Here is a 21,937-nt window from a genome sequence, read left to right as displayed (position 1 = left end):
ATCAGCATCCCTCAGGGGCGGTGGAGGGGCGGTTCGGGTCGCACATGCGCACCCGGCCGCCGATGTCGACCATCACGCGCAAGGGGCGGTCGGTGGTGCCGGTGGCCTGCGTGATGTTGAAGGTGGTGACCGCTGCGTTGCAGTCGCCGTTGGGAACGCCCGTCGTCGCCGCGGTCGCGGTGGTCATCCGGCCGCTCGAGTTGAAGCAGATGGCGGTGACGTTGCCAAGCGTATTGGTCGCGAGGGCCAAAACGCTGTTGGAGCCGACTTCGCTCATCCGGCCGGTTTGCACCACGGGCTCTGGCGCTACCGGCGTGTCGATTGCTGTGGGCACATATTGGATGACCCAGTTGCGCCCGCCGAACCCTGCCGGTGCACCCATCATCGGCGTGGCGTAGGTCAGGAAGAACACCACCGTGCGGTTGCGACGCACGGCTTCCTGCTGCGCAGTCCGCAGGGCACTTTGCAAGATCTCGGCGGTGCTGCGGATGTTGTTGTTGCGGATCCAGGTGCTCAACGACGGCAGCGCCAGGCTGAAGAGCAAGCCAAACAGCGCCAAGGTGATCACCAATTCGATGAGGGTGAATCCGCGCGGATGGGCGCTGCCGCCGGCACGCGGGCGACGCACGTTGGGGCTCAGCACGTTTGGCCCCGCTTCATGAGCCAGCAGCCGGAATTCGGCACGCCCCAATTGGAGCCAGTCGGGATCCCCGTGGTGTCGCGGGCGTCGACCTGGGTGAGCGTGAAAACAAAGCCATTCGCGGCATTCCGGCCTCGAGCTGTCAGGACATACGCGGAGGCGCCAGGAGCCGCTTCGCAGCTCACGGTGAAAGCGTCAGTGATGCGAGGGGTCAAACAGGGCGGGTTGAAGCCCCCGGTCGATGCGTAGGTGCGGTTGTCCTGAAAGTAACGCTCCATGTCGGCTCTCATCGTCAGGAGACCATTGGTGCCATCGACGAGGTGGCCGCGCAGGATGTAGTCCCGATAGCTCGGCAGCGCCACCGTGGCCAGGATGGCCACGATGGCCACCACGATCATCACTTCAATCAGCGTGAAGCCACGGGCGAAACGGGAGGCGGCGTGGTGGTCGGTCGACATCTGAAGGCCCTTGTTCATGGCGGAATGGGGAGAAATTCTGAATGTGGCCAGCATAGTGACGGCGACAAGGCCCGTCGCGGGCGTTTCGACGGGAGGCAGCTTGTGGCCGACGGACGGCGGCGCAGCTCTTGCCGGGGCGCCGGGCCCTAACGCCAAGCGGGAAAGGCGACCGGCTCGGACAGCAGGTCGAAATCGAGCCTGGCGAGGTCTTGCTCTTCGACCCTCACCCGCACGGGTGCGTGGCGGAAGCCCTGTGCCAGCCACAGCGTGACGCGGGGGCCGATGTAGAACTCGTTGGGATACTTCGTGACGTATTTCTCGGTGCGCAGGTTTCCCCACGAGGTGGGCAGCTCTTCCTCACCTTCACGCGCGAAGCTCAGGTGCAGGCTGCGGCTCCCCAGTCGCACAACGACGGGGTAGGGCTGCGATGCTTCCTCTTGATGGCGCAGGTGCAGGTCGTTGCACAGCTTCAGCAATGCGCTCAAGGGGTCGAGTCTCGGGCCGGCCCCGGGGTCGTGCGTGGGGCTGTCCGAAAACGGCACCGCCACTGACTGCTGGCCCTCGCCCGCGGTGCGCAGCTCTTCTTCATAGACATCGGGGTGCATGCTTCCGCTGGAGGAGCGGCCGCGTGTCCTGAGTTCCCATGCGAAGACGGTCTTGAACTGCCGCGATCCCGTCACTTGCAGCGACAAGAGGTAGCCGCTCGGCTCGAGCTTCCACTGCAAGGTGGCGCTGCCCCCGACGGCATGGCCACCGAACTGGCCACTCAAGGCGTAGAGCAACGCGGCTTCCCCTCCGGTGTCGTCCAGCGGTGCGGCCGACGCAGCGGTCGCAGGCGCGGCGGCTGCCGCGGAGGCCGGGGCGGCCTGCGGTGTCGACACTCGTGGCGCAGGTGTGCTCCGGGTAGCCGGTGGGCGCGGCGTGTCGGGTTTCGCTGTGACGACGGGTGGTGCGGCGGGTGATGTGTCAGGAACGCTTTTCAGCGTGACCACCGTCACGGCCTCCGGCGGCAAGCTAGACGTGAACTGGATTTGCCGGCTGCTGTATTGCAACAGCCATGGCAGCGACACGTGCCCGAGAGAGACGGCGACGACCAGAAGCGCCACGGCCACAGAGCGGCCCGCCTTGAAGGGGTATCGCAAAAAATCGCTCGAGGTTGCCATCCTGGTGAGAATGCGCCGGGCCGCGAGACCGGCAGCAAGGTCATGCGCGCCTGCGCTACATTCTCTGCGCCGCGCCGGCCTCTGCGATGCCGGGCGTCCTTCAAAGCGGTCCGCCTGTCAGCGCGAGCCGCAAATCCTCAAACCTGCTCCAGGAGTCAACAGGCCCATCGCGATGATCGAACTGCGCAACGTCACCTGCGGCTACGGCGACCGGGTCATTCTCGAAGGCGTGAACCTCACCGTGCCCCGCGGCAAGGTGCTCGCGCTGATGGGCACTTCCGGGGGCGGCAAGACCACCGTCCTGCGCCTGATCGGGCGGCAGCTCGAGCCCATGAGCGGGCAGGTCATGTTCGACGGTGTCGACATGGCCACGCTCGACACCAAGGGGCTGTATGCCCTGCGTCGGCGCATGGGCATGCTGTTCCAGTTCGGGGCCCTCTTCACCGACCTGTCCGTCTTCGAGAATGTCGCGTTTCCGCTGCGCGAGCACACCGATCTGTCGGAAGCCATGATCCGCGACCTGGTGCTGATGAAGCTCAACGCGGTGGGGCTGCGCGGCGCGCGCGACCTCCTCCCCTCGCAGGTGTCGGGCGGCATGGCGCGGCGCGTGGCGCTCGCGCGTGCGATCGCGCTCGACCCCGACCTCATCATGTACGACGAGCCCTTCGCCGGCCTGGACCCGATCTCGATGGGCGTGGCCGCCACGCTGATCAAGGACCTGAACCATGCCCTGGGCGTGACCAGCATCGTGGTCTCGCACGACGTCGACGAGACCTTCCTCATCGCCGACCAGGTGGTCTTCATCGCCAACGGCCGCATCGCGGCGCAAGGCACACCGGCCGAGATGCGGGCGAGCGACGACCCGCTCGTGCGCCAGTTCGTCGGCGGTCAGTCGGATGGCCCGGTGCGTTTCCACTACCCGGCGGTGCCGGTGGCCGAAGACTTCGGCCTGGGAGGCCGCGCATGATCGGCTGGCTCCACCCCGCCCGTGTGGGCCAGCAGGTGCGCACCAAGCTGGTCGACATCGGCGTCGCCGCACGCCTCTTCGTGCGCCTCGTCGCGCTGGTGGCACCCACGTTCCGGCGCCTGCAGCTGGTGGTGACGCAGGTGTTCCTGCTCGGCAACCTGTCGCTGTCGATCATTGCCGTCTCAGGCCTTTTCGTTGGCTTCGTGCTCGGCCTGCAGGGTTACTACATCCTGTCGGACTTCGGCTCGACCGAGGCCGTGGGGCTGATGGTGGCGCTGTCGCTGGTGCGCGAGCTCGGCCCGGTGGTCACGGCGCTGCTCTTCGCGGGCCGCGCCGGCACTTCGCTCACGGCAGAGATCGGCCTCATGAAGGCCGGTGAGCAGCTCGCCGCGATGGAGATGATGGCCGTCGACCCGGTGAAGCGGGTGCTGGCACCGCGCTTCTGGGCCGGCGTGATCGCGATGCCGCTGCTGGCCGCGGTCTTCAGCGCCGTGGGCATCATTGGCGGCTGGCTGGTCGCGGTGAAGATGATCGGCATCGACGAAGGGGCGTTCTGGTCGCAGATGCAAGGCGGCGTGGAGGTCTGGGCCGACGTCGGCAATGGCGTGATCAAGAGCGTGGTGTTCGGCTTCACGGTCACCTTCGTGGCCTTGCTGCAGGGTTACTTCTGCCGCCCCACGCCGGAAGGTGTGTCGGCCGCCACCACGCGCACGGTGGTGATGGCCTCGCTCTCGGTGCTGGCGCTGGACTTCGTCATGACGGCGATGATGTTTTCGATTTGATGGGAGAAAGACGACATGCAGAAAGCGCGTCAGGACCTGTGGGTGGGCCTCTTCGTGATGGTCGGTGCGGCGGCGGTGCTCTTCCTCGCACTCAAGGCCGGCAACCTGCTGACGCTGAACTTCGATGAAACCTACCCGGTCACCGCGAAGTTCGACAACATCGGCGGCCTGAAGCCACGCGCCGCGGTCAAGAGCGCTGGCGTGGTGGTGGGGCGTGTCGAGTCGATCGGCTTCGACGACAAGACCTACCAGGCGAGCGTGGTGCTGCAGATGCAGAAGAAGTTCGTGTTCCCGAAAGACAGCTCGGCCAAGATCCTCACGGCCGGCCTGCTGGGCGAGCAGTACCTCGGCCTGGAGCCGGGCGCGTCGGAGAAGAACCTGGCGCCGGGTGACGTCATCACGCAGACGCAGTCGGCCGTGGTGCTCGAAAACCTCATCGGCCAGTTCCTCTACAACAAGGCGGCCGACGCCGGATCGCCTGCCCCGGCGCCGTCACCGGCCCCCGCTGGCACGAAGAAGTGATGCGCAGACTGTCACTCGTGCTCGCGGCACTGTGGGTGGTGCTGCTCACCGGCTGTGCGACGACGAGCACACCGTCGGGCCCGGTGTCGCGCTCCGAGCGCATCGACCCGTGGGAGCGCTGGAACCGCAAGGTCTACAAATTCAACGACAAGGTCGACGAGGCCGTGCTGAAGCCTGCCGCCACGACCTACACCAAGGTCGTGCCCGAGCCGGTGCGCCGGGGCGTCAACAACTTCTTTGGCAACGTGTCCGACGTGTGGTCGGCAGTCAACAACATGTTGCAGGGCAAGTTCAGCAACGGCCTGCAGGACATGGTGCGCGTGGGCACCAACACCTTGTTCGGGCTGGGTGGCTTTCTCGACGTGGCCAGCGAGTTCGGCGCCGATCGCCAGGGTGAAGACCTCGGCCAGACGCTCGGTTACTGGGGCATGGCGCCCGGCCCCTACGTGGTGTGGCCGGTGATCGGCCCCTCGACCTTGCGCGACTCCATCGCCCTGCCGCTCGACGTGCAGGTCTCGCCGGCCCTGGCCATGCACAGCAACACCGCCAAGCTCGCCACCGCCGGGCTGCAGGCCGTCAACCAGCGAGCCAACCTGCTCGGGGCAACCGGCATGCTCAACGACATCGCGCTCGACAAATACGTGTTCGTGCGCGATGCCTATCTGCAACGCCGCCGCAACCTCGTGTACGACGGCGATCCGCCTGAAGAGAAAGAGCCGGAAGACGACGCCGAGCCGCCCGCCGAGCCGGCACCCAAAGCCCCTGCGCCGGCAGCGTCTGGAGCCTCGGCCCCGTCGGAGGCGAGCCGCTGAGGCGCATGTTGCTGTTGTGTAATGCTGCCAACCGCGGCGCCCGCCGCCGCGTTGATCGTTGAACTCAGCCGGCACACGTGTCTCCAACTTGGACCGTGCCGCATGGCGCGAGCCCTGAAAGGATTTCCAATGCTTCTTCTTCGTCGACGTTTCATGACATGGGTCTCGGCGCTGGCCGTAGCGGCCGCAGCGTCGGGCACGGCGTTTGCCCAGCAGGCCCCCGATGCGCTGGTCAAGCAGGTCTCCAACGAAGTGCTCGAAGCCGCACGGGCCGACAAGTCCATCCAGGCGGGTGACGTCAACAAGGTCATGCAGCTGGTCGAACAGAAGGTCATGCCGCATGTGAACTTCCAACGCATGACCTCTTCCGCCGTGGGCCGCTACTGGCGCCAGGCCTCACCCGAGCAGCAGAAGCGCCTGCAAGACGAATTCAAGACGCTGCTCGTGCGCACGTATTCCGGTGCGCTGGCGCAAGTGAAGGACCAGACGGTGCAGATGAAGCCCCTGCGGGCTGCCGCCGGTGACACCGAGGTGCTGGTGCGCACCGAGATCCGTGGCAAGGGCGACCCGATCCAGCTCGACTACCGCCTCGAAAAGGCCGGCGACGGCTGGAAGATCTACGACGTCAACGTGCTGGGCATCTGGCTGGTCGAGAACTACCGCAACACCTTCGCGCAGGAGATCAGCGCGGGCGGCATCGATGGCTTGATCGCCAAGCTGGCCGAGCGCAACAAGGCGTCGGCCAGCGCCAAGAGCTGAACGGCCGAACGCGATGCTGGTACTGCCCGCCACCGTCACGCTGCAAGAGGCCCGCGATGCGCAGCGCATGCTGTCGCAGGCCTTGCAGCAGGAAGCCCAGTCGCAGGCCCACCAGTCGGTCGTGATGATCGACGCCTCGGGCTTGCAGCAGTTCGACTCGTCGGCCCTGGCCGTGCTGCTGGAATGCCAGCGGCTGGCCACGGGCTGGCGCAAGGGCTTCGCGGTGCGCAATGCACCCAAGAAGCTGGCGGAGCTGGCACGCCTCTATGGCGTCGACGTGCTCCTGATGCCGCCCGACGACCAGGCGGCTTGACGCAACTTCAGCTCGGCACCGCGTAGCGCTTGCTGCGCAGGTTGCGCTTGATGTCCTGCAGCATGGGGCGCAGCTCCTTGCCGAGCTTGAGCGCCACGCTGGTGGTAAGGATGTCGATCACCAAGAGGTGTAGCAGTCGCGACACCATCGGGCTGTAGCGGTCGAAGTCTTCCGGGTGGTCGACCGGCAGCAGCACCTGCTGCGATCCCGACTGCCCCATGGCCGCGAGCGGCGAGCCGCTCGTCGTGATGAAGATGGTGGTCGCCCCCTTCTTGCGCGCGATCTCGGCCACGTCGATCAGGTCGCGGCTGCGGCCCGAGTTGGAGATGATCACCGCGCAGTCGCCGGGCTGCAGCATGGTGGCGCTCATCACCTGCACATGGCTGTCGCTGATGGCCGCGGCATTCACGCCCAGGCGGAAGAACTTGTGCTGCGCGTCCTGCGCCACGATGCCCGAATTGCCCACGCCGTAGAACTCGATGCGTCGGCCGCCCTTGCCGGCCGCCACGAGCGCGGCCACCGCGCGGTCGAAGGCGAGGCCCGCCGCATCGTTGCGGTACTTGAGCAAGGCGCTCACCGCGTTGTCGATCACCTTCACGATCACATCGTCGACCTTGTCGTCTTCATCGACGGCACGGTGCACGAAGGGCACGCCTTCGTTGACGCTGCCTGCCAGCTTGCGCTTGAAGTCGGCCAGCCCGTCGTAGCCCACGCTGCGGCAGAAGCGCACCACGGTCGGCTTGCTCACGTGGGCCCGCTTGGCCAGCTCGCTGACGGGCAGGGTGGCGAAGCTGCGCGAGTCGTTGAGCAGCAGCTTGGCCACGCGCTGCTCGGCGGGCGGCAGGGCGGGCAGGGAGGCGCGGATGCGATCGAGCATGGAACTCATTGTTCCTCGGACCAGGCGAAGCCGTCGCGGGCGACCAGTGCGCTCGCCGCGGCCGGGCCCCAGGTGCCGGCCGCATAGGGGCGCGGGCCGGTGGTGTCTTTCGCCCAGGCCTGCAGGATGGGCTCGACCCAGCGCCACGCCTGCTCCTGCTCGTCGCTGCGCACGAAGAGGTTGAGCCGGCCGGCGATCGCGTCGAGCAGCAGGCGCTCATAGGCGCCCACGCGGTTCTCGGCGAAGGCCTTGTCGAAGTCGAGGTCGAGCGACACCGGCGCGAGCATCTCCTGCTGGCCCGTGCCCTTGGCGGCGAGCAGGTGCAGCTCGAGGCCGTCCTCCGGCTGCAGCTTGATCACGAGCTTGTTGGGCTGGCTCACGCCCGGGAAGATGTTGTGCGGCGTGGGGCGGAAGTTGACGACGATCTGCGCATCGCGCGCGGCGAGCCGCTTGCCGGTGCGCAGGTAGAAGGGCACGCCGGCCCAGCGCCAGTTCTGAATCTCGGTGCGCAGCGCCACGAAGGTCTCGCAGGTGCTGCCCGCCGGCACCTTCTGCTCCTGTTGGTAGCCGGGCACCGACTGCCCGCCTGCCGTGCCGGCGCGGTACTGGCCGCGCACCACGTCACGCGCCACCGACTCTTCGGTGAAGGGCTTCAGCGATTTCAGCACCTTGAGCTTCTCGTCGCGGATCGCATCGGCATCGTGGCTCGACGGCGGCTCCATTGCCACCATCGTGAGCAGCTGCAGCGCGTGGTTCTGGATCATGTCGCGCAGCGCGCCGGTGCGGTTGTAGAAGTCGCCGCGCGTGCCCACGCCGATGCCTTCGGCCAGCGTGATCTGGATGTTGGCGATGCTCTCGCGGCGCCACAGCGGCTCGAAGAGCACGTTGCCGAAGCGCAGCGCCATCAGGTTCTGCACCGAGGGTTTGCCGAGGTAGTGGTCGATGCGGAAGGCCTGCGTCTCGCTGAACACCGAGCGCACCACGCGGTTGATCTCCTGGGCGCTGGCGAGGTCATGGCCGAGCGGCTTTTCGAGCACCACGCGGATGTGCGGGGCGTTGAGCCCGGCCGCGCCCAGCTGCTCGCAGATCTGCGGGAAGAGGTGCGGGCTGGTGGCGAGGTAGAGCACCGCCGTGTCGGCATTGCGCGCCTGCAGCCAGGTCTTCAGCCGGGCGTAGTCGGCCGGCTGCGAGAGGTCCATGCGAAGGTAGTGCAGCAGCTCGGCGAAGCGGGCGAACTCCTCGTCGCTCGGGCGCTTGGCACCTTCCACGTCTTGGAAGCGTTCCTTGAGCCAGGCGCGGTACTTCTCGTCGCTCTGCTCGTCTCGTGCGACGGCGAGGATGCGCCCGCCGGCCGGCAGCTTGCCGTGGCGGAAGGCTTGAAACAAGGCCGGCATCAGCTTGCGCCAGGTGAGGTCGCCGGTACCACCGAAAAAAACCAGATCGAAGGACATCTGCAGTGCCTAGCCGTGCGCTAGGATGTAACTTTGTTTCATCGCGGATGATGCCCCTGTTTCGTTGAGCCGTCAAACACGCGGGGGCTTCGAGAACCCCACCGCGGGCTCGGGTTCTAATCATCGTCAACGTCGCACCAGGCCTTCACCATGAACCAACTCGATCAGCTCAAACAGCACACCACGGTCGTCGCCGACACGGGCAATTTCAAGCAGCTCGGCGCGTTCGCCCCGCGCGACGCGACCACCAACCCCTCGCTCATCCTCAAGGCCGTGCAGCAGCCCGAATATGCGCCGCTGCTGGCCGAAACCGTGGCCGCGCACAAGGGCCAGCCGATGGAACAGGTGGTCGACGAGGTGCTGGTGCGCTTCGGCCGCGAGATCCTGAAGGTGGTGCCGGGCCGTGTGTCGACCGAAGTCGATGCGCGCCTGAGCTTCGACACCGCCTGCACCGTGCAGCGGGCGCGCCGCATCATGGCGATGTACGAGGCCGCAGGCATCGGCCGCGAGCGGGTGCTGATCAAGATTGCCGCCACGTGGGAAGGCATCCAGGCCGCGCGCATCCTCGAGCACGAGGGCATCCACTGCAACCTCACGCTGCTCTTCTCCTTCTGCCAGGCCGTGGCGTGCGGCGATGCCGGCGTGCGGCTCATCTCGCCCTTCGTCGGCCGCATCTACGACTGGTACAAGAAGTCGGCCGGCAGCGGCTGGGACGAGGCCGCGAACGCGGGCGTCAACGACCCCGGCGTGAAGTCGGTGACGCAGATCTACACCTACTACAAGAAGTTCGACATCGACACCGAGGTGATGGGCGCGAGCTTCCGCAACGTCGGCCAGATCGTGGCGTTGGCGGGCTGCGATCTGCTGACCATCAGCCCCGAGCTGCTCGCGCAGCTGCAGGCCAGCGACGCGCCCATCGTGCGCCGGCTCGACGCCGAAAGCGCCCGCAAGTCCAGCATCCACGCGGTCACGTTCAACGAAGCCAGCTTCCGCTACGCCTTGAACGAAGACGCGATGGCGACTGAAAAGCTCGCCGAAGGCATCCGCGCGTTTGCGGCCGACGCAATCAAGCTCGACAAGATGATCGAGGGGCTCAAGTGACGACCTCCTCGATGACCGCCGGTCCTCGCTGCGACCAGACCGAAGCCTGGGCCGCACTGGCCGGGCACTTCGAGGCGCACGGGCGCGACCTTGACCTGCGCGAAGCCTTCGCCCGCGACCCCGGCCGCTTCGATTCCTTCAAGGTCGAGGCACCCGAGGTGTTTGCCGACCTGTCGAAGAATTTGATCGACGTGGCGACGCAGCGCTTCCTGCTCGACCTCGCCGCCGAATGCCGGCTCGAAGCACGCCGCGACGCCATGCTGCGCGGCGACGTGGCCAACCTCACCGAGGGCCGCGCCGTGCTGCACACCGCGCTGCGCGCCCCGCGTGGCCGTTCGGCCTTCAACGCCGAGGTGCACGAGGTGCTCGACCGCATGCTCGCGTTTGTGGAGACGGTGCGCGACACCGCGAAGAGCGGCATCCGCCACATCGTCAACATCGGCATCGGCGGCAGTGACCTCGGCCCGCAGATGGTGGTGCCGGCGCTCGATGCCTTCTGCCACCGCGGGCTCAGCTTCCACTTTGTCTCCAACGTCGATGGCCACGACATCACGCCGGTGCTGCGCGAGCTGAAGCCGGCCGAGACGCTCTTCATCATCGCGAGCAAGACCTTCACCACACAGGAGACGATGGCCAACGCCCAGGTGGCGAAGGCCTGGTTCCTGGAGCACGGCGGCACCGACACGCACAAGCATTTCGTCGCCACCACCACCAACGTGAAGGCCGCAGCCGAGTTCGGCATCGACACCACCTTCGGCTTCTGGGACTGGGTAGGGGGCCGCTATTCGATGTGGTCGGCCATTGGCCTGCCGATTGCGCTCGCCATCGGCGCCGACCACTTCCGCGCCCTGCTGGCCGGCGCGCACGCGATGGACCGCCACTTCGCCGAGGCACCGCTCGCGCAGAACCTGCCGGTGCTGTTGGGGCTGCTCGACGTCTGGTACCGCAACTTCCACGGCTTCACGAGCCGCAGCGTCGCGCCGTACCACCAGGGCCTGCGCCGCCTGCCGGCCTACCTGCAGCAGCTGGAGATGGAAAGCAACGGCAAGTGCGTCGACTTCACCGGCGCGCGCCTGCCCTACGGCACCAGCCCGGTGGTCTGGGGCGAGCCGGGCACCAACGGGCAGCATGCGTACTTCCAGATGCTGCACCAGGGCACCGACGTCGTGCCGGTCGAGTTCATCCTCGTCAAGCGGCCGACGCATGGCCTCGCCGACTTGCACACCAAGCTGCTGGCCAACGGCTTGGCGCAAAGCCAGGCGCTGATGCTGGGCAAGAGCACGGAGCAGGCGCTGGGCGAGAAGGCACCGACCGCGTCGCGCGAGCTGGATGCCGCGACCGTCGCACGCCACCGCACCTTCCCCGGCAATCGGCCCAGCACCACGCTGATGCTCGACGAGCTCATGCCGCGCAGCCTGGGCGCCTTGATCTCGATGTACGAGCACCGCGTCTTCACCGCCGGCGTGCTGTGGGGCATCAACAGCTTCGACCAATGGGGTGTGGAGCTCGGCAAGGCCTTGTGCAACGACCTGCTGCCGCGCTTCGCTTCGGGTGACACCGACGGGCTCGACGCGTCCACCGCCGGCCTGATGACCAGACTGCGCGCATGAAGATGCACGTGGTGTTCGACTTCGGCGGCGTCGTCTTCCAGTGGCGCCCCAAGGAGCTGCTCAAGCGCACGCTGCCGCACCGCGCCGTCGACGAAGCCGCGGCACAGCAGCTGGTGGCCGACTTCTTCCAGAACTACGAAGGCGACTGGGGCCGCTTCGACCGCGGCACGATCGAGGTGCCGGAGCTGGCACCGCTGATCGCCGAGCGCCTGGGTTTTGAGCTGGGCGAAGTGCAGGCCGTGATCGACGCGGTGCCGGGCGAACTCGAGGCGCAGAAGGAAACGGTCGACCTCCTGCATCGCCTGCATGAGAACGGCCACCGGCTGTACTTCCTGTCCAACATGCCCGAGCCCTACGCGGTGCACCTGGAGAGCACGCACGAGTTCTTCTCGCGTTTCACCGATGGGGTGTTCTCGTCGCGCGTGAAGCTCATCAAGCCTGAGCCCGAGATCTTCGAACTTGCCACGAAGCGCTTCGGCATCGAGCCCTCGCAGACGGTGTTCATCGACGACGTGGCCAAGAACGTGGAGATCGCGCGCGCGCACGGCTGGCACGCGATCCAGTTCATCACGGCGCAACAGGTCGAGGCCGACCTGGAGGCGATCGGCTAGGAGCGAAGCCTGCTGTGGCGAGGCACGCTCGCCAGCAAGAACTCCATTTGGTCGGCGAGGATGCGCCGGCCGCGCAGGATCATGTCCTCGTGGAGGCTCGGCACGTAGGGCAGGTACATCAGCGTCATGTTGGCCTCTTCGGGCAGGCGGTTGCCCTTGTGGCCGTTGCAGGCGCGGCAGGCGGTGATGCAATTCATCCACGTGTCGTGGCCGCCACGCGACGTGGGCACGATGTGCTCGCGCGTCAGGTCGTCGGTGTGGAAATGCCCGGCGCAGTAGGCGCAGACCTGGCGGTCACGGGCGAAGAGCTTGGGGTTGGAGAGCGCGGGCGTCTGCCGCCATGCGCGGCTGGGGATGGCGCCGCGCACCGCGATGATCGGGTGCACTTCGATGCGCGATTGAAGGCCGGTGCGGCGTTGCATGCCACCGCGCAGCACGTAGAACGCATCGCCGAGGGTCCAGGCGATGCCGTCGCTGGCATAGATGACCGCCGCTTCCTTGGCCGAGATCCACGATTGCGGGCGGCCGGACACATCGAGTTGCAGCACTTCCACGGATCAATCTCCTTGACCGAGAGTAATCCATTCATTGCCAGTCGCTCAATAGCGGTGGGAGGGGCCTCGCTGTGGCGGCGCCACAGTGTCATCAAGCGATCACGCGCCGGAGCGATGGAGTCGCCCTGCACCGGTGGGGCGGCCGCGTGACCAAGCAAGGGTTAACCCTTGATCCCTCGCCCGTGCTTCAGTCTCTTAGGCGACAACGCCTAGAAAAAGGTGACAAACAGCGCACGAAGGGCTCGCTTTCTGCCGGGCAGGTCGGTAAGAATAGAACGATCGTTCGTTTCATTTCTGTTGCACGACGACCCATGAGTGCCAACCCCCGCTCGCTGCGCGACACCCCGCGGCAACTGCAGAAAGGCCAGCAGACCCGCGCCGCCATCCTCGAGGCTGCCCTGGGTCTGGCGTCGCACATGGGCCTGGAAGGCCTGTCGATCGGTGCGCTCGCCGATGTGATGCAAATGAGCAAGTCGGGCGTGTTCGCCCATTTTGGCTCGCGCGAAGAGCTGCAGATCTCGGTCATCCGCGAGTACCACGCCAAGTTCGAAGAGGAAGTGTTCTTCCCCGCGCTGCGCGAAGAGCGCGGCATGCCGCGCCTGCGGGCGCTCTTCGAGCGCTGGATCAAGCGGGTGTCGGTCGAGCTCGATTCGGGCTGCATCTACATCAGCGGCGCGGTGGAGTTCGATGACCGGCCCGGCCCGGTGCGCGATGCGCTGGTGGAAATGGTGCGCGCCTGGCACCTCGCGCTGGAACGCGCGATCCGCATGGCCATCGAAGAAGGCCACCTGCGTGACGACACCGATGCCCAGCAGATGCTGTTCGAGATTCACGGCCACATCCTGGCCGTCCACCACGACGCCCGTTTCCTGCGCCTGCCGGGTGCCCTCGACCGCGCGCGCATCGGCTTCGAGCGGGTGGTGAGTTACTACACCACCCCGCAGCGTCAAGCGGCACGCGCCGCTCGCCGATAACCCGAGCAGCTGTTCTCCGTTTCACTTTCCGTTCGATTCCAACATTCAAGGAGTTTCACCATGGCCCAGTACAACCCGCCTCTGCGCGACATGCAGTTCCTCATGCATGAGGTGTTCAATGTGGCAGGCGAGCTGCAGGCGCTGCCTCCGCACAAGGACATCGACGCCGACACCATCAACGCGGTACTCGAAGAAGGCGGCAAGTTCGCGTCGCAGGTGATCTTTCCGCTCAACCGCAGCGGCGACGAAGAGGGCTGCACGCTGAACAAGGAAACGCACGAGGTCACGCCTCCCAAGGGTTTCAAGGAGGCCTACCAGCAGTACGTGGAAGGTGGCTGGCCTTCGCTCAGCTGCGACCCCGCCTATGGCGGCCAGGGCCTGCCCGTCACCGTGAACCAGTGCATCTACGAGATGCTCAACTCGGCCAACCAGGCCTGGACGATGTACCCCGGCCTGTCGCACGGCGCATATGAAGCGCTGCACGCCCACGGCACCGAAGAGCAGAAGAAGACCTACCTGCCCAAGCTCACGAGCGGCGAATGGACCGGCACCATGTGCCTGACCGAGCCGCACTGCGGCACCGACCTCGGCCTACTGCGCACCAAGGCCGAGCCGCAAGCTGACGGCACCTACAAGATCACCGGCGCCAAGATCTTCATCTCGGCCGGCGAGCACAACATGGCGCCCAACATCGTGCACCTCGTGCTGGCCCGCCTGCCCGACGCACCCGCCGGTTCCAAGGGCATCTCGCTCTTCGTCGTGCCCAAGTTCCTGGTCAACGCCGACGGCAGCCTGGGCAAGCGCAACGGCATCTACTGCGCCGGCCTCGAAGAGAAGATGGGCATCCACGGCAACGCCACTGCGCAGCTGGTGCTCGAAAACGCCGTCGGCACGCTCGTGGGCCAGCCCAACAAGGGCCTCGCCGCCATGTTCGTGATGATGAACGCGGCCCGCTTGGGCGTGGGCAACCAGGGCCTGGGCCTGACCGAAGTGGCGTACCAGAACGCCGTCGTCTACGCGAAGGACCGCATCCAGATGCGTGCCCTGTCCGGCCCCAAGGCGGCTGACAAGCCCGCCGACCCCATCATCGTGCACCCCGACGTGCGCAAGATGCTGCTCACCGCCCGCGCCTACGCCGAAGGCGGCCGCGCGCTCGGCATGTGGACCTCGCTGCAGCTCGACAAGGAACTGAGCAGCGACGATGAAGACGTGCGCAAGGAGTGCGGTGATCTGGTCGCCCTCATCACCCCCATCGTCAAGGCCTTCCTGACCGACAACGCCTGGATCTCCACTTCGCACTGCATGCAGGTCTACGGCGGCCACGGCTTCATCAAGGAATGGGGCATGGAGCAGTACGTGCGCGATGCCCGCATCAACATGATCTACGAGGGCACCAACACCATCCAGTCGCTCGACCTGCTGGGCCGCAAGGTGCTGGGTGACAACGGCGCCAAGTTGAAGAAGTTCGGCAAGATCGTCACCGAGTTCGTCGAAGCCGAAGGCACCAACGAAGCCATGCAGGAGTTCGTGAACCCGCTGGCCGAGCTGGGCGAGAAGGTCGTGAAGCTCACCACCGAGATCGGCATGAAGGCGTTCGGCAATCAAGACGAAGTGGGTGCCGCCGCCGTCGACTACCTGCGTGTGGCTGGCCACCTGGTGATGGGCTACTTCTGGGCCCGCATGGCCAAGGTCGCGCTCGAGAAACAAGGCTCGGGCGACCCGTTCTACACCGCCAAGCTCGCCACCGCGCGCTTCTACTTCGCCAAGCTGCTGCCCGAGACCGCCAGCCTCATCCGCACCGCACGCGCGGGCTTGAAGCCGCTGATGGAGATGGACGAGGCATTGTTCTAAGCTGGCCGCGCTTTCGTTTCCATCTACAAAAAGCCAGGAGAGACAGGCGATGAAGAAGCTGCTGGCGGCTGCGGCCGCGTTGATGGTCTCGGGCGTGGCGTTCGCGCAGAACGCAACCCCCGTGGGCCTGTGGAAGAGCATCGACGAGAAGAGCAAGGTCGAGAAGTCGCTCGTGCGCATCACCGAGAGCGGTGGTGTCGTCGTCGGCAAGATCGAGAAGCTGCTCGACCCGGCCGTCAAGCCCGACGCGGTGTGCGACGAATGCCATGGCGAGCTCAAGGGCAAGCCGATCGTCGGCCTCACCATCATTGCCGGCGCCAAGAAGAACCCCGAGGAAGCCGCGCAGTGGGACGGCGGCACCGTGCTCGACCCGGCCAACGGCAAGACCTACAAGCTTCGCCTGCGGCCGTCGGCCGACAACAAGAAGCTCGAAGTGCGGGGCTACATCGGCACGCCGATGATCGGCCGTTCGCAGACCTGGGTGCGCGTCGAGTGACCCGCCATGGGTGACATCGCAGGTGCCGCCTGGCACGGCATGACGAGCGGTCGCAACGGCGCCCGCTGGTGGTGGCATCGCCAGCTGAAGAAGCCGTTCTTCGGCCGCTTCATGAAGCCCTGGCGCTGGCCGCAGGGCGTGCCCGCCGAGGGCTGGCAGCAGGTGAGGATCGCCAGCGGCAGCCATGCCGAACTCGCGGCCGTCGTCGCCGAGACGTCGGCGAGCGTGCGCGGCGTGGTGGTCTGCGCCCACCCGATGGGCCTGGCGAGCAAAGGCTTCTGGCTGCGCCACGGCCATGCGCAGAAGCTGCTCGACGAAGGCTTCCACGTCGTGCTGTTCGACTTCAACGGCTTTGGTGAAAGCCCGTCGACCAACTTCGACTGGCCCGCCGACATGGTGGCCGCAGGGCAGTGGGCGCGTCGCCGCTTCCCGGGCCTGCCCGTGCATGCGATGGGGGCCTCGTTCGGCGCCATGCACGCGCTCAATGCGATGCCGCATGCGGACTACCCCTTCGACCGCGTCGTGGCCGAGTCCTGCGCCGCCACCTTGCCGCTCTTCTGGAAGGCGTACCCGTTTGCCCACGCCGTGCTGCAGGTCGGCCGCTTCTTCGCCCCGGCGATGGAGCGTGGCCTGCGCGCGGAATGGAACATCCAGCACCTGAAACCGTCGTCGCGCCTGTTGCTGATCCACAGCCGTGGCGACACCTGGACGCCAGTGTTCCACGGCGACCGCCTGCAAGCCGCGGCACCCCGCGGTGCGCAACTCAGCCGCCTGACCCTAGCACGCGCTGACCACACCCACGGCCTGCGCGGCGAGCCCGAGATTTATTGGCCTGCGGTGCGCGATTTCCTCGCCGCCGACTGAGCCGCGTCAGAACAAGAACAACCTTTCTCTCTCAACCGCTTAGAAAACCCGTTCCAAGGAGAAGACCGTGAGTCGATTCAATGTCCGCAAGGTCGCCGTGCTCGGCGCCGGCGTGATGGGCGCGCAGATCGCCGCCCACCTCGTCAACGTGAAGGTGCCGGTCGTGCTGTTCGACCTGCCGGCCAAGGAAGGCCCGAAGAACGGGATCGTCACCAAGGCGGTCGACGGCCTGAAGAAGATCAAGCCGTCGCCGCTGGGCATTCCCGAAGACGTCGCGCTGATCCAGCAGGCCAACTACGAAGAGCACCTCGAGCAGCTGCGCGACTGCGACCTCATCATCGAGGCCATCGCCGAGCGCATGGACTGGAAGCTCGACCTGTACACCAAGGTCGCCCCGTTCATCGCCCCGCACGCGATCGTCGCGTCGAACACCTCGGGCCTGAGCATCACCAAGCTCAGCGAAGTGCTGCCGGAAGAGATCAAGCCGCGTTTCTGCGGCATCCACTTCTTCAACCCGCCGCGCTACATGTACCTGGTGGAGCTGATCCCCACCCCGACCACGCGCCCGGAGATCCTCGACCAGCTCGAAAGCTTCGTCACCACCGCGCTCGGCAAGGGCGTGGTGCGCGCGAAAGACACGCCCAACTTCGTGGCCAACCGTGTCGGCATCGCCAACATGCTCTCCACGATGAAGGAAGCCGAGAACTACGGCCTCTCGTATGACGTGGTCGACGACCTCACCGGCAAGAAGCTCGGCCGTGCGTCGAGCGGCACCTTCCGCACCGCCGACGTGGTGGGCCTCGACACGATGGCCCACGTCATGAAGACGATGCAGGACAACCTGAAGGACGACCCCTTCTACGGCGCCTACGCCACGCCCAAGGCCGTGGCCGCGCTGATCGAGAAGGGCGCGCTGGGCCAGAAGGTCGGCGCCGGCTTCTACAAGAAGGTGGGCAAGGACATCCAGCGCCTCGACCCGGCCAAGGGCGAGTACGTGCCCGCCGGCGGCAAGGCCGACGAGATCGTCGCCCGCATGCTCAAGAAGGCCCCGGCCGAGCGCCTGAAGCTGCTGCGTGAATCGACCAACCCGCAGGCGCAATTCCTGTGGGCCATCCTGCGCAACGGCTTCCACTACGCCGCCGTGCACCTGGCCGACGTGGCCGACTCGGCGCGCGAGATTGACCTCGCGCTGCGCTGGGGCTTCGGCATGAACCAGGGCCCGTTCGAGCTGTGGCAGCAGGCCGGCTGGAAGCAGGTCGCCGAATGGGTCAAGGCCGACATCGACGCCGGCAAGGCGCTGAGCAAGGCGCCGCTGCCCGCGTGGGTCTTTGATGGCCGCGATGGCGTGCACACCGCCGAAGGCTCGTGGAGCGCGTCGCAGAACAAGTACCTGCCCAAGAGCAAGCTGCCCGTCTATGAGCGCCAGCACTTCCCCGAAGCGCTGTTCGGCTCGGGCGCGGTCGACCCGCTCAAGTCGGGCACCGAAGAGTTCAAGAACGACGAAGTGCGCGCCTGGACGCTCGATGGCGAGGTGCTCATCCTCAGCATCACCTCCAAGCTGCACCTGATCGGCGAAGGCGTGATCGACGGCCTGGCCAAGGCGGTGGAAGTTGCCGAAGCCAAGTACAAGGGCCTCGTGATCTGGTCGCCCGACGACGTGTTCTCGGCCGGCGCCAACCTCGAGTCGATGCTGCCGGTCTTCATGAAGAGCGGCTCCAAGGGCATCGCCCCCATGATCAAGAAGCTGCAGGACACCATGCTGCGCATGCGCTACGCCGCCGTGCCGGTGGTCGCAGCGGTGCGCGGCATTGCGCTGGGCGGTGGCTGCGAGATCGCCGTCTACACCACCAAGCGTGTGGCCGCGATGGAAAGCTACATGGGCCTGGTGGAAGTGGGCGTGGGCCTGATCCCCGGCGGTGGCGGCCTGACCTACATCGCTCGCCGTGCGGCCGAGATGGCCAGCGCTGCGAACGCGAATGCCGACATCCTCAAGTTCCTGACCGAAGGTTTCACCGCCGCCGCGATGGCCAAGGTGGGCACGAGCGCGATCGAGAACCGCAAGAACGGCTACATGCTGTGGAGCGACATTGTGGTGCCCAACAAGGACGAGCTGCTCTACGTCGCTTCGCAACAAGCGAAGAGCATGTTCGAAAGCGGCTACCGCGCCCCGGCCAAGGCCGTGTTCCCGGTGGCGGGCCGCAACGGCATTGCCACCATCAAGGCGCAGCTGGTCAACATGCGCGACGGCGGCTTCATCAGCCAGCACGACTTCCACATCGGCTCGCTGATCGCCGACGTGGTCTGCGGCGGTGACGTCGACGCAGGCTCGCTGGTCTCCGAGGAATACCTGATGACGCTGGAGCGCAAGCACTTCTGCGCGTTGCTGGAGCACCCGAAGTCGCAGGAACGCGCGATGGGCATGCTCTCGACCGGCAAGCCGGTGCGCAACTAAACAGCGGCCTCACAAGGAATCAACATCATGAGCAAGCAAGTTCAAGACGCCTACATCGTCGCCGCCACCCGCACGCCCATCGGCCGCTCGGGCCGTGGCTATTTCAAGAACACCCGCCCCGACGACCTGCTGATCGCCGCCATTCGCAGCGCGCTGGCCCAGGCCCCTGGCCTGGACCCGGCCGCCATCGAAGACGCGATCATCGGCTGCTCGTTCCCCGAAGGGGAGCAGGGCATGAACATGGCGCGCATTGCCGCTGGCCTCGCACTGCCGAAGCCGGTGGGTGGCGTCACCGTCAACCGCTTCTGCGCCTCGGGCGTGACCGCGGTCCAGATGGCGGCTGACCGCATCCGCGTCGGCGAGGCCGACATCCTGATCGCCGGTGGCGCCGAGTCGATGAGCCTGGTGCCGATGGGCGGCAACAAGCCCTCGTTCAACCCCGAGATCTTCGCCAAGGACGAGAACATCGGCATCGCCTACGGCATGGGCCTCACCGCCGAGAAGGTGGCGGCGCAGTGGAAGGTGACGCGTGAGCAGCAAGACGCGTTTGCCTACGAGTCGCACATGCGCGCCTTGAAGGCCATCGAGAAGGGCGAGTTCAAGGACGAGATCACCCCGATCGACGTCATCTCGCGCACGCCCGACCTGGCGACCGGCGAGCAGATCGCGAAGAAGCGCACGGTGAGCATCGACGAAGGCCCGCGCCCCGACACCTCGCTCGAAGGCCTGGCCAAGTTGAAGCCCGTGTTCGCCGCCAAGGGCAGCGTGACGGCCGGCAACAGCTCGCAGACGAGCGACGGCGCCGGTGCGCTGATTCTCGCGAGCGAAAAGGCAGTGAAGCAGTTCGGCCTCAAGCCGCTGGCCCGTTTCGTGAGCTTCGCTGCGCGCGGCGTGCCGCCCGAGATCATGGGCATCGGCCCGATCGAGGCGATCCCCGCGGCCCTGAAGTACGCCGGCCTGACGAAGGACCAGATCGACTGGATCGAGCTCAACGAGGCCTTCGCGGCCCAGTCGCTGGCGGTGGTCAACACCATCGGCCTCGACCCGGCCAAGGTGAACCCGATGGGTGGCGCGATTGCGCTGGGCCACCCGCTGGGCGCCACCGGTGCCATCCGCGCGGCGACCGTCGTGCACGCGCTGCGTCGCCACAACCTGAAGTACGGCATGGTGACGATGTGCGTGGGCACCGGCCAAGGTGCTGCCGGCATCTTCGAGCGCGTCTGATCGCGCCATGACACGCGGGCGCCGCATCGCACTGTTGGGCCTCGGGGCCGTGGCAGTCGGTGCCCCCGTGTTGTGGGCCGCTTCACGAACGGCGGCCTTGCAGTCGCCGTCCTTCGATTCCACCGAGGGTGCCTTGCGCACCCTCGCTGCGTTGAAGACGCAACCCGTGCGCATGGGCGGCGCGTGGGACCTCGCGCACGTTTTGCACCACGCGGCACAGAGCGTCGAGTATTCGCTGCAGGGTTTCCCGTCGCTGAAACCCGGCTGGTTCCGCGCCACCGTCGGCCCGGCCGCGGCCACCGTGTTCTCGGCGCGTGGCCGCATGAGCCACTCGCTCACCGAGCCCATTCCCGGCGCCCCTGACATCGCGCAGGGCCAGCCGCTCGCGCCGGCCGTCGAGCGTGCCATCGCGGCACTGCAGGCCTTCGAGCGCCACACCGGCGCCTTGCACCCCCATTTCGCGTATGGCGCACTCGACAAGACCGACTACCGGCGTGCGCACCTGATGCACTTTGCCAACCACTGGCAAGAAGTCGTGACCTAGGAGGAAGAGCAGATGGAGTCATTCGAGTTCAAGGCCACCGACGGGTTCGTGCTGCAAGGCCGTCTCTACGGCAACCCCGTGCAGTGCCATTCGGCCTTGCTGATCGTGCCGGCGATGGGCGTGCCCCAGCGCTTCTACGGCGACTTCGCCGAGTGGCTCGCGTCGCAAGGCCATGTGGTGATGAGCTTCGACTACCGCGGGGTCGGTGCGTCGCGCCCGTCTCAACTCAAGCATTCGCTCAAGGGCTTTCACACCGACATCGACGTCTGGGCCAAGCAGGACACCTCGGCCGCGCTCGCGTGGCTCGATGCGAAGGTGGGCCGCGGCACGCCGATCCACTGGCTCGGCCACAGCCTCGGTGGCCAGATCTTCGGCATGGTGCCCAACCGCGAGCGGGTGGCGAGCGTGGTCACCATCGGCGTGGGCACCGGCTACTGGCTGCGCCAGGCGCCCCTCGTGCGCAGCTACGTGTGGTGGCTCTGGTACGTGGTGGCGCCGCTGTCGATGAAGCTCTTCGGCTACTTCCCCGGCAAGCGCCTGAAGAAGATCGGCGACCTGCCGCTGGGCGTGATGCAGCAGTGGCGCCGCGCCTGCCTCGACCGCGACTACCTCGTGGGCTTGGGCGGCGAGACGATGCGCCGCGACTACGCCGCCGTGCGCACGCCCATCCTCTCGCTCTCGTTCACCGACGACGAGTACATGTCGGCCCGCAACACCGCCGACATGCACGCCTTCTACGCCAGCGCACCGCGCGAGATGCGCCGCATCGCCCCGCAAGACATCGGCGCCAAGCGCATTGGCCATTTCGGCTTCTTCCGCCAGCGCTTTGCCGAGAGCCTGTGGCCGCAGGTGTCGCGTTGGTTGACGCCGGCCACGGCACGCTGACGCAGAATTCCCATTCCCCTTCGGAGA

General features: G+C 66.6%; 23 protein-coding genes. 17 read left to right on the top strand and 6 right to left on the bottom strand.

Annotated elements, in window-relative coordinates; all coding sequences use genetic code 11:
• Window position 1: 1 nt before the first annotated feature.
• From KF892_11535 to KF892_11525, 3 genes are all read right to left on the bottom strand, one after another.
• A complete protein-coding gene (locus KF892_11535; GenBank protein MBX3625638.1) occupies window positions 2–643 on the bottom strand; it encodes a GspH/FimT family pseudopilin in 642 nt (213 codons plus the stop codon).
• Window positions 637–1,098 carry a prepilin-type N-terminal cleavage/methylation domain-containing protein gene (locus KF892_11530; protein MBX3625637.1) on the bottom strand — a complete coding sequence of 154 codons (462 nt, stop codon included), beginning with the start codon at window positions 1,096–1,098 and terminating at the stop codon, window positions 637–639. The genes KF892_11535 and KF892_11530 overlap by 7 nt, the downstream gene beginning before the upstream one ends.
• 146 nt (window positions 1,099–1,244) lie before the next feature.
• Window positions 1,245–1,979: a DUF3108 domain-containing protein gene (locus tag KF892_11525; GenBank protein MBX3625636.1), complete on the bottom strand. Its 735-nt coding sequence runs from the start codon at window positions 1,977–1,979 to the stop codon at window positions 1,245–1,247.
• Window positions 1,980–2,433: 454 nt separating this feature from the next.
• On the opposite strand from KF892_11525, the gene KF892_11520 reads away from it, so the two are divergent.
• From KF892_11520 to KF892_11495, 6 genes are all read left to right on the top strand, one after another.
• Window positions 2,434–3,228, top strand: a complete 795-nt coding sequence (locus tag KF892_11520) for an ABC transporter ATP-binding protein (protein ID MBX3625635.1) — start codon at window positions 2,434–2,436, stop codon at window positions 3,226–3,228.
• On the top strand, window positions 3,228–4,010 hold the full coding sequence (gene mlaE, locus KF892_11515) for a lipid asymmetry maintenance ABC transporter permease subunit MlaE (protein MBX3625634.1): 783 nt from the start codon (window positions 3,228–3,230) through the stop codon (window positions 4,008–4,010). The genes KF892_11520 and mlaE overlap by 1 nt, the downstream gene beginning before the upstream one ends.
• 15 nt (window positions 4,011–4,025) lie before the next feature.
• Entirely contained in the window at window positions 4,026–4,532 is a 507-nt protein-coding gene (gene mlaD / locus KF892_11510) for an outer membrane lipid asymmetry maintenance protein MlaD (GenBank protein ID MBX3625633.1), read from the top strand.
• Complete coding sequence (locus KF892_11505) at window positions 4,532–5,344, top strand: VacJ family lipoprotein (protein MBX3625632.1); 813 nt, start codon at window positions 4,532–4,534, stop codon at window positions 5,342–5,344. The genes mlaD and KF892_11505 overlap by 1 nt, the downstream gene beginning before the upstream one ends.
• 129 nt (window positions 5,345–5,473) lie before the next feature.
• A complete protein-coding gene (locus KF892_11500) occupies window positions 5,474–6,103 on the top strand; it encodes an ABC transporter substrate-binding protein (GenBank protein ID MBX3625631.1) in 630 nt (209 codons plus the stop codon).
• A 13-nt stretch (window positions 6,104–6,116) separates the two neighbouring features.
• Complete coding sequence (locus KF892_11495; GenBank protein ID MBX3625630.1) at window positions 6,117–6,416, top strand: STAS domain-containing protein; 300 nt, start codon at window positions 6,117–6,119, stop codon at window positions 6,414–6,416.
• Between the two features lie 7 nt (window positions 6,417–6,423).
• Here the strand turns inward: KF892_11495 and KF892_11490 are convergent, their stop codons facing one another.
• Both KF892_11490 and zwf read right to left on the bottom strand, forming a co-directional pair.
• Window positions 6,424–7,293, bottom strand: a complete 870-nt coding sequence (locus KF892_11490; GenBank protein ID MBX3625629.1) for a MurR/RpiR family transcriptional regulator — start codon at window positions 7,291–7,293, stop codon at window positions 6,424–6,426.
• Between the two features lie 5 nt (window positions 7,294–7,298).
• A complete protein-coding gene (gene zwf / locus KF892_11485; GenBank protein ID MBX3625628.1) occupies window positions 7,299–8,744 on the bottom strand; it encodes a glucose-6-phosphate dehydrogenase in 1,446 nt (481 codons plus the stop codon).
• Between the two features lie 150 nt (window positions 8,745–8,894).
• On the opposite strand from zwf, the gene tal reads away from it, so the two are divergent.
• From tal to KF892_11470, 3 genes are read left to right on the top strand one after another with little or no spacing between them, the layout of a single operon-like run.
• Window positions 8,895–9,845, top strand: coding sequence for a transaldolase (gene tal / locus KF892_11480; GenBank protein ID MBX3625627.1), 951 nt, complete (start codon window positions 8,895–8,897; stop codon window positions 9,843–9,845).
• A gap of 11 nt (window positions 9,846–9,856) precedes the next feature.
• Entirely contained in the window at window positions 9,857–11,455 is a 1,599-nt protein-coding gene (gene pgi, locus KF892_11475) for a glucose-6-phosphate isomerase (GenBank protein ID MBX3625626.1), read from the top strand.
• On the top strand, window positions 11,452–12,066 hold the full coding sequence (locus tag KF892_11470; GenBank protein MBX3625625.1) for an HAD family phosphatase: 615 nt from the start codon (window positions 11,452–11,454) through the stop codon (window positions 12,064–12,066). The genes pgi and KF892_11470 overlap by 4 nt, the downstream gene beginning before the upstream one ends.
• On the opposite strand, the gene KF892_11465 is transcribed toward KF892_11470, so the two are convergent.
• On the bottom strand, window positions 12,063–12,620 hold the full coding sequence (locus KF892_11465; GenBank protein ID MBX3625624.1) for an HNH endonuclease: 558 nt from the start codon (window positions 12,618–12,620) through the stop codon (window positions 12,063–12,065). The two genes, KF892_11470 and KF892_11465, sit on opposite strands and share 4 nt — an antisense overlap.
• 311 nt (window positions 12,621–12,931) lie before the next feature.
• Here KF892_11465 and KF892_11460 point away from each other — a divergent pair, with 311 nt between their 5' ends.
• The 8 genes from KF892_11460 (at window position 12,932) to KF892_11425 (ending at window position 21,910) form a co-directional block, all read left to right on the top strand.
• Window positions 12,932–13,594, top strand: a complete 663-nt coding sequence (locus KF892_11460) for a TetR/AcrR family transcriptional regulator (protein ID MBX3625623.1) — start codon at window positions 12,932–12,934, stop codon at window positions 13,592–13,594.
• A 60-nt stretch (window positions 13,595–13,654) separates the two neighbouring features.
• Window positions 13,655–15,445 (top strand): acyl-CoA dehydrogenase C-terminal domain-containing protein, encoded by a 1,791-nt coding sequence (locus KF892_11455; protein ID MBX3625622.1) that lies wholly within the window; start codon window positions 13,655–13,657, stop codon window positions 15,443–15,445.
• A gap of 49 nt (window positions 15,446–15,494) precedes the next feature.
• Window positions 15,495–15,941 (top strand): DUF2147 domain-containing protein, encoded by a 447-nt coding sequence (locus KF892_11450; GenBank protein ID MBX3625621.1) that lies wholly within the window; start codon window positions 15,495–15,497, stop codon window positions 15,939–15,941.
• A 6-nt stretch (window positions 15,942–15,947) separates the two neighbouring features.
• The gene (locus KF892_11445; GenBank protein ID MBX3625620.1) at window positions 15,948–16,805 is read left to right on the top strand and encodes an alpha/beta hydrolase; all 858 of its coding nucleotides are present in this window, start codon (window positions 15,948–15,950) and stop codon (window positions 16,803–16,805) included.
• Window positions 16,806–16,872: 67 nt separating this feature from the next.
• Window positions 16,873–19,257: an enoyl-CoA hydratase/isomerase family protein gene (locus KF892_11440; protein ID MBX3625619.1), complete on the top strand. Its 2,385-nt coding sequence runs from the start codon at window positions 16,873–16,875 to the stop codon at window positions 19,255–19,257.
• 27 nt (window positions 19,258–19,284) lie between these two features.
• The gene (locus tag KF892_11435; GenBank protein ID MBX3625618.1) at window positions 19,285–20,481 is read left to right on the top strand and encodes an acetyl-CoA C-acyltransferase; all 1,197 of its coding nucleotides are present in this window, start codon (window positions 19,285–19,287) and stop codon (window positions 20,479–20,481) included.
• Window positions 20,482–20,488: 7 nt separating this feature from the next.
• Window positions 20,489–21,025, top strand: a complete 537-nt coding sequence (locus KF892_11430) for a DUF1569 domain-containing protein (GenBank protein MBX3625617.1) — start codon at window positions 20,489–20,491, stop codon at window positions 21,023–21,025.
• A gap of 12 nt (window positions 21,026–21,037) precedes the next feature.
• A complete protein-coding gene (locus KF892_11425; protein MBX3625616.1) occupies window positions 21,038–21,910 on the top strand; it encodes an alpha/beta fold hydrolase in 873 nt (290 codons plus the stop codon).
• Window positions 21,911–21,937: the final 27 nt, after the last annotated feature.

The sequence above is a fragment of the Rhizobacter sp. genome (genome assembly GCA_019635355.1).
In the GTDB taxonomy this organism is placed as follows: Bacteria; Pseudomonadota; Gammaproteobacteria; order Burkholderiales; family Burkholderiaceae_C; genus Rhizobacter.
This window is presented reverse-complemented; position numbering and strand designations above follow the sequence as displayed.

What these genes read in the sequence shown, in the direction of transcription:
- KF892_11470 (MBX3625625.1), top strand. Translation starts at nt 11,452, where the DNA reads ATGAAGATGCACGTGGTGTTCGACTTCGGCGGCGTCGTCTTCCAGTGG.
- KF892_11445 (MBX3625620.1), top strand. Translation starts at nt 15,948, where the DNA reads ATGGGTGACATCGCAGGTGCCGCCTGGCACGGCATGACGAGCGGTCGC.
- tal (MBX3625627.1), top strand. Translation starts at nt 8,895, where the DNA reads ATGAACCAACTCGATCAGCTCAAACAGCACACCACGGTCGTCGCCGAC.
- KF892_11425 (MBX3625616.1), top strand. Translation starts at nt 21,038, where the DNA reads ATGGAGTCATTCGAGTTCAAGGCCACCGACGGGTTCGTGCTGCAAGGC.
- KF892_11435 (MBX3625618.1), top strand. Translation starts at nt 19,285, where the DNA reads ATGAGCAAGCAAGTTCAAGACGCCTACATCGTCGCCGCCACCCGCACG.
- KF892_11455 (MBX3625622.1), top strand. Translation starts at nt 13,655, where the DNA reads ATGGCCCAGTACAACCCGCCTCTGCGCGACATGCAGTTCCTCATGCAT.
- KF892_11490 (MBX3625629.1), bottom strand. Translation starts at nt 7,293, where the DNA reads ATGCTCGATCGCATCCGCGCCTCCCTGCCCGCCCTGCCGCCCGCCGAG.
- KF892_11520 (MBX3625635.1), top strand. Translation starts at nt 2,434, where the DNA reads ATGATCGAACTGCGCAACGTCACCTGCGGCTACGGCGACCGGGTCATT.
- KF892_11500 (MBX3625631.1), top strand. Translation starts at nt 5,474, where the DNA reads ATGCTTCTTCTTCGTCGACGTTTCATGACATGGGTCTCGGCGCTGGCC.
- KF892_11530 (MBX3625637.1), bottom strand. Translation starts at nt 1,098, where the DNA reads ATGTCGACCGACCACCACGCCGCCTCCCGTTTCGCCCGTGGCTTCACG.
- zwf (MBX3625628.1), bottom strand. Translation starts at nt 8,744, where the DNA reads ATGTCCTTCGATCTGGTTTTTTTCGGTGGTACCGGCGACCTCACCTGG.
- KF892_11430 (MBX3625617.1), top strand. Translation starts at nt 20,489, where the DNA reads ATGACACGCGGGCGCCGCATCGCACTGTTGGGCCTCGGGGCCGTGGCA.
- mlaD (MBX3625633.1), top strand. Translation starts at nt 4,026, where the DNA reads ATGCAGAAAGCGCGTCAGGACCTGTGGGTGGGCCTCTTCGTGATGGTC.
- KF892_11460 (MBX3625623.1), top strand. Translation starts at nt 12,932, where the DNA reads ATGAGTGCCAACCCCCGCTCGCTGCGCGACACCCCGCGGCAACTGCAG.
- KF892_11450 (MBX3625621.1), top strand. Translation starts at nt 15,495, where the DNA reads ATGAAGAAGCTGCTGGCGGCTGCGGCCGCGTTGATGGTCTCGGGCGTG.
- KF892_11495 (MBX3625630.1), top strand. Translation starts at nt 6,117, where the DNA reads ATGCTGGTACTGCCCGCCACCGTCACGCTGCAAGAGGCCCGCGATGCG.
- KF892_11505 (MBX3625632.1), top strand. Translation starts at nt 4,532, where the DNA reads ATGCGCAGACTGTCACTCGTGCTCGCGGCACTGTGGGTGGTGCTGCTC.
- pgi (MBX3625626.1), top strand. Translation starts at nt 9,857, where the DNA reads ATGACCGCCGGTCCTCGCTGCGACCAGACCGAAGCCTGGGCCGCACTG.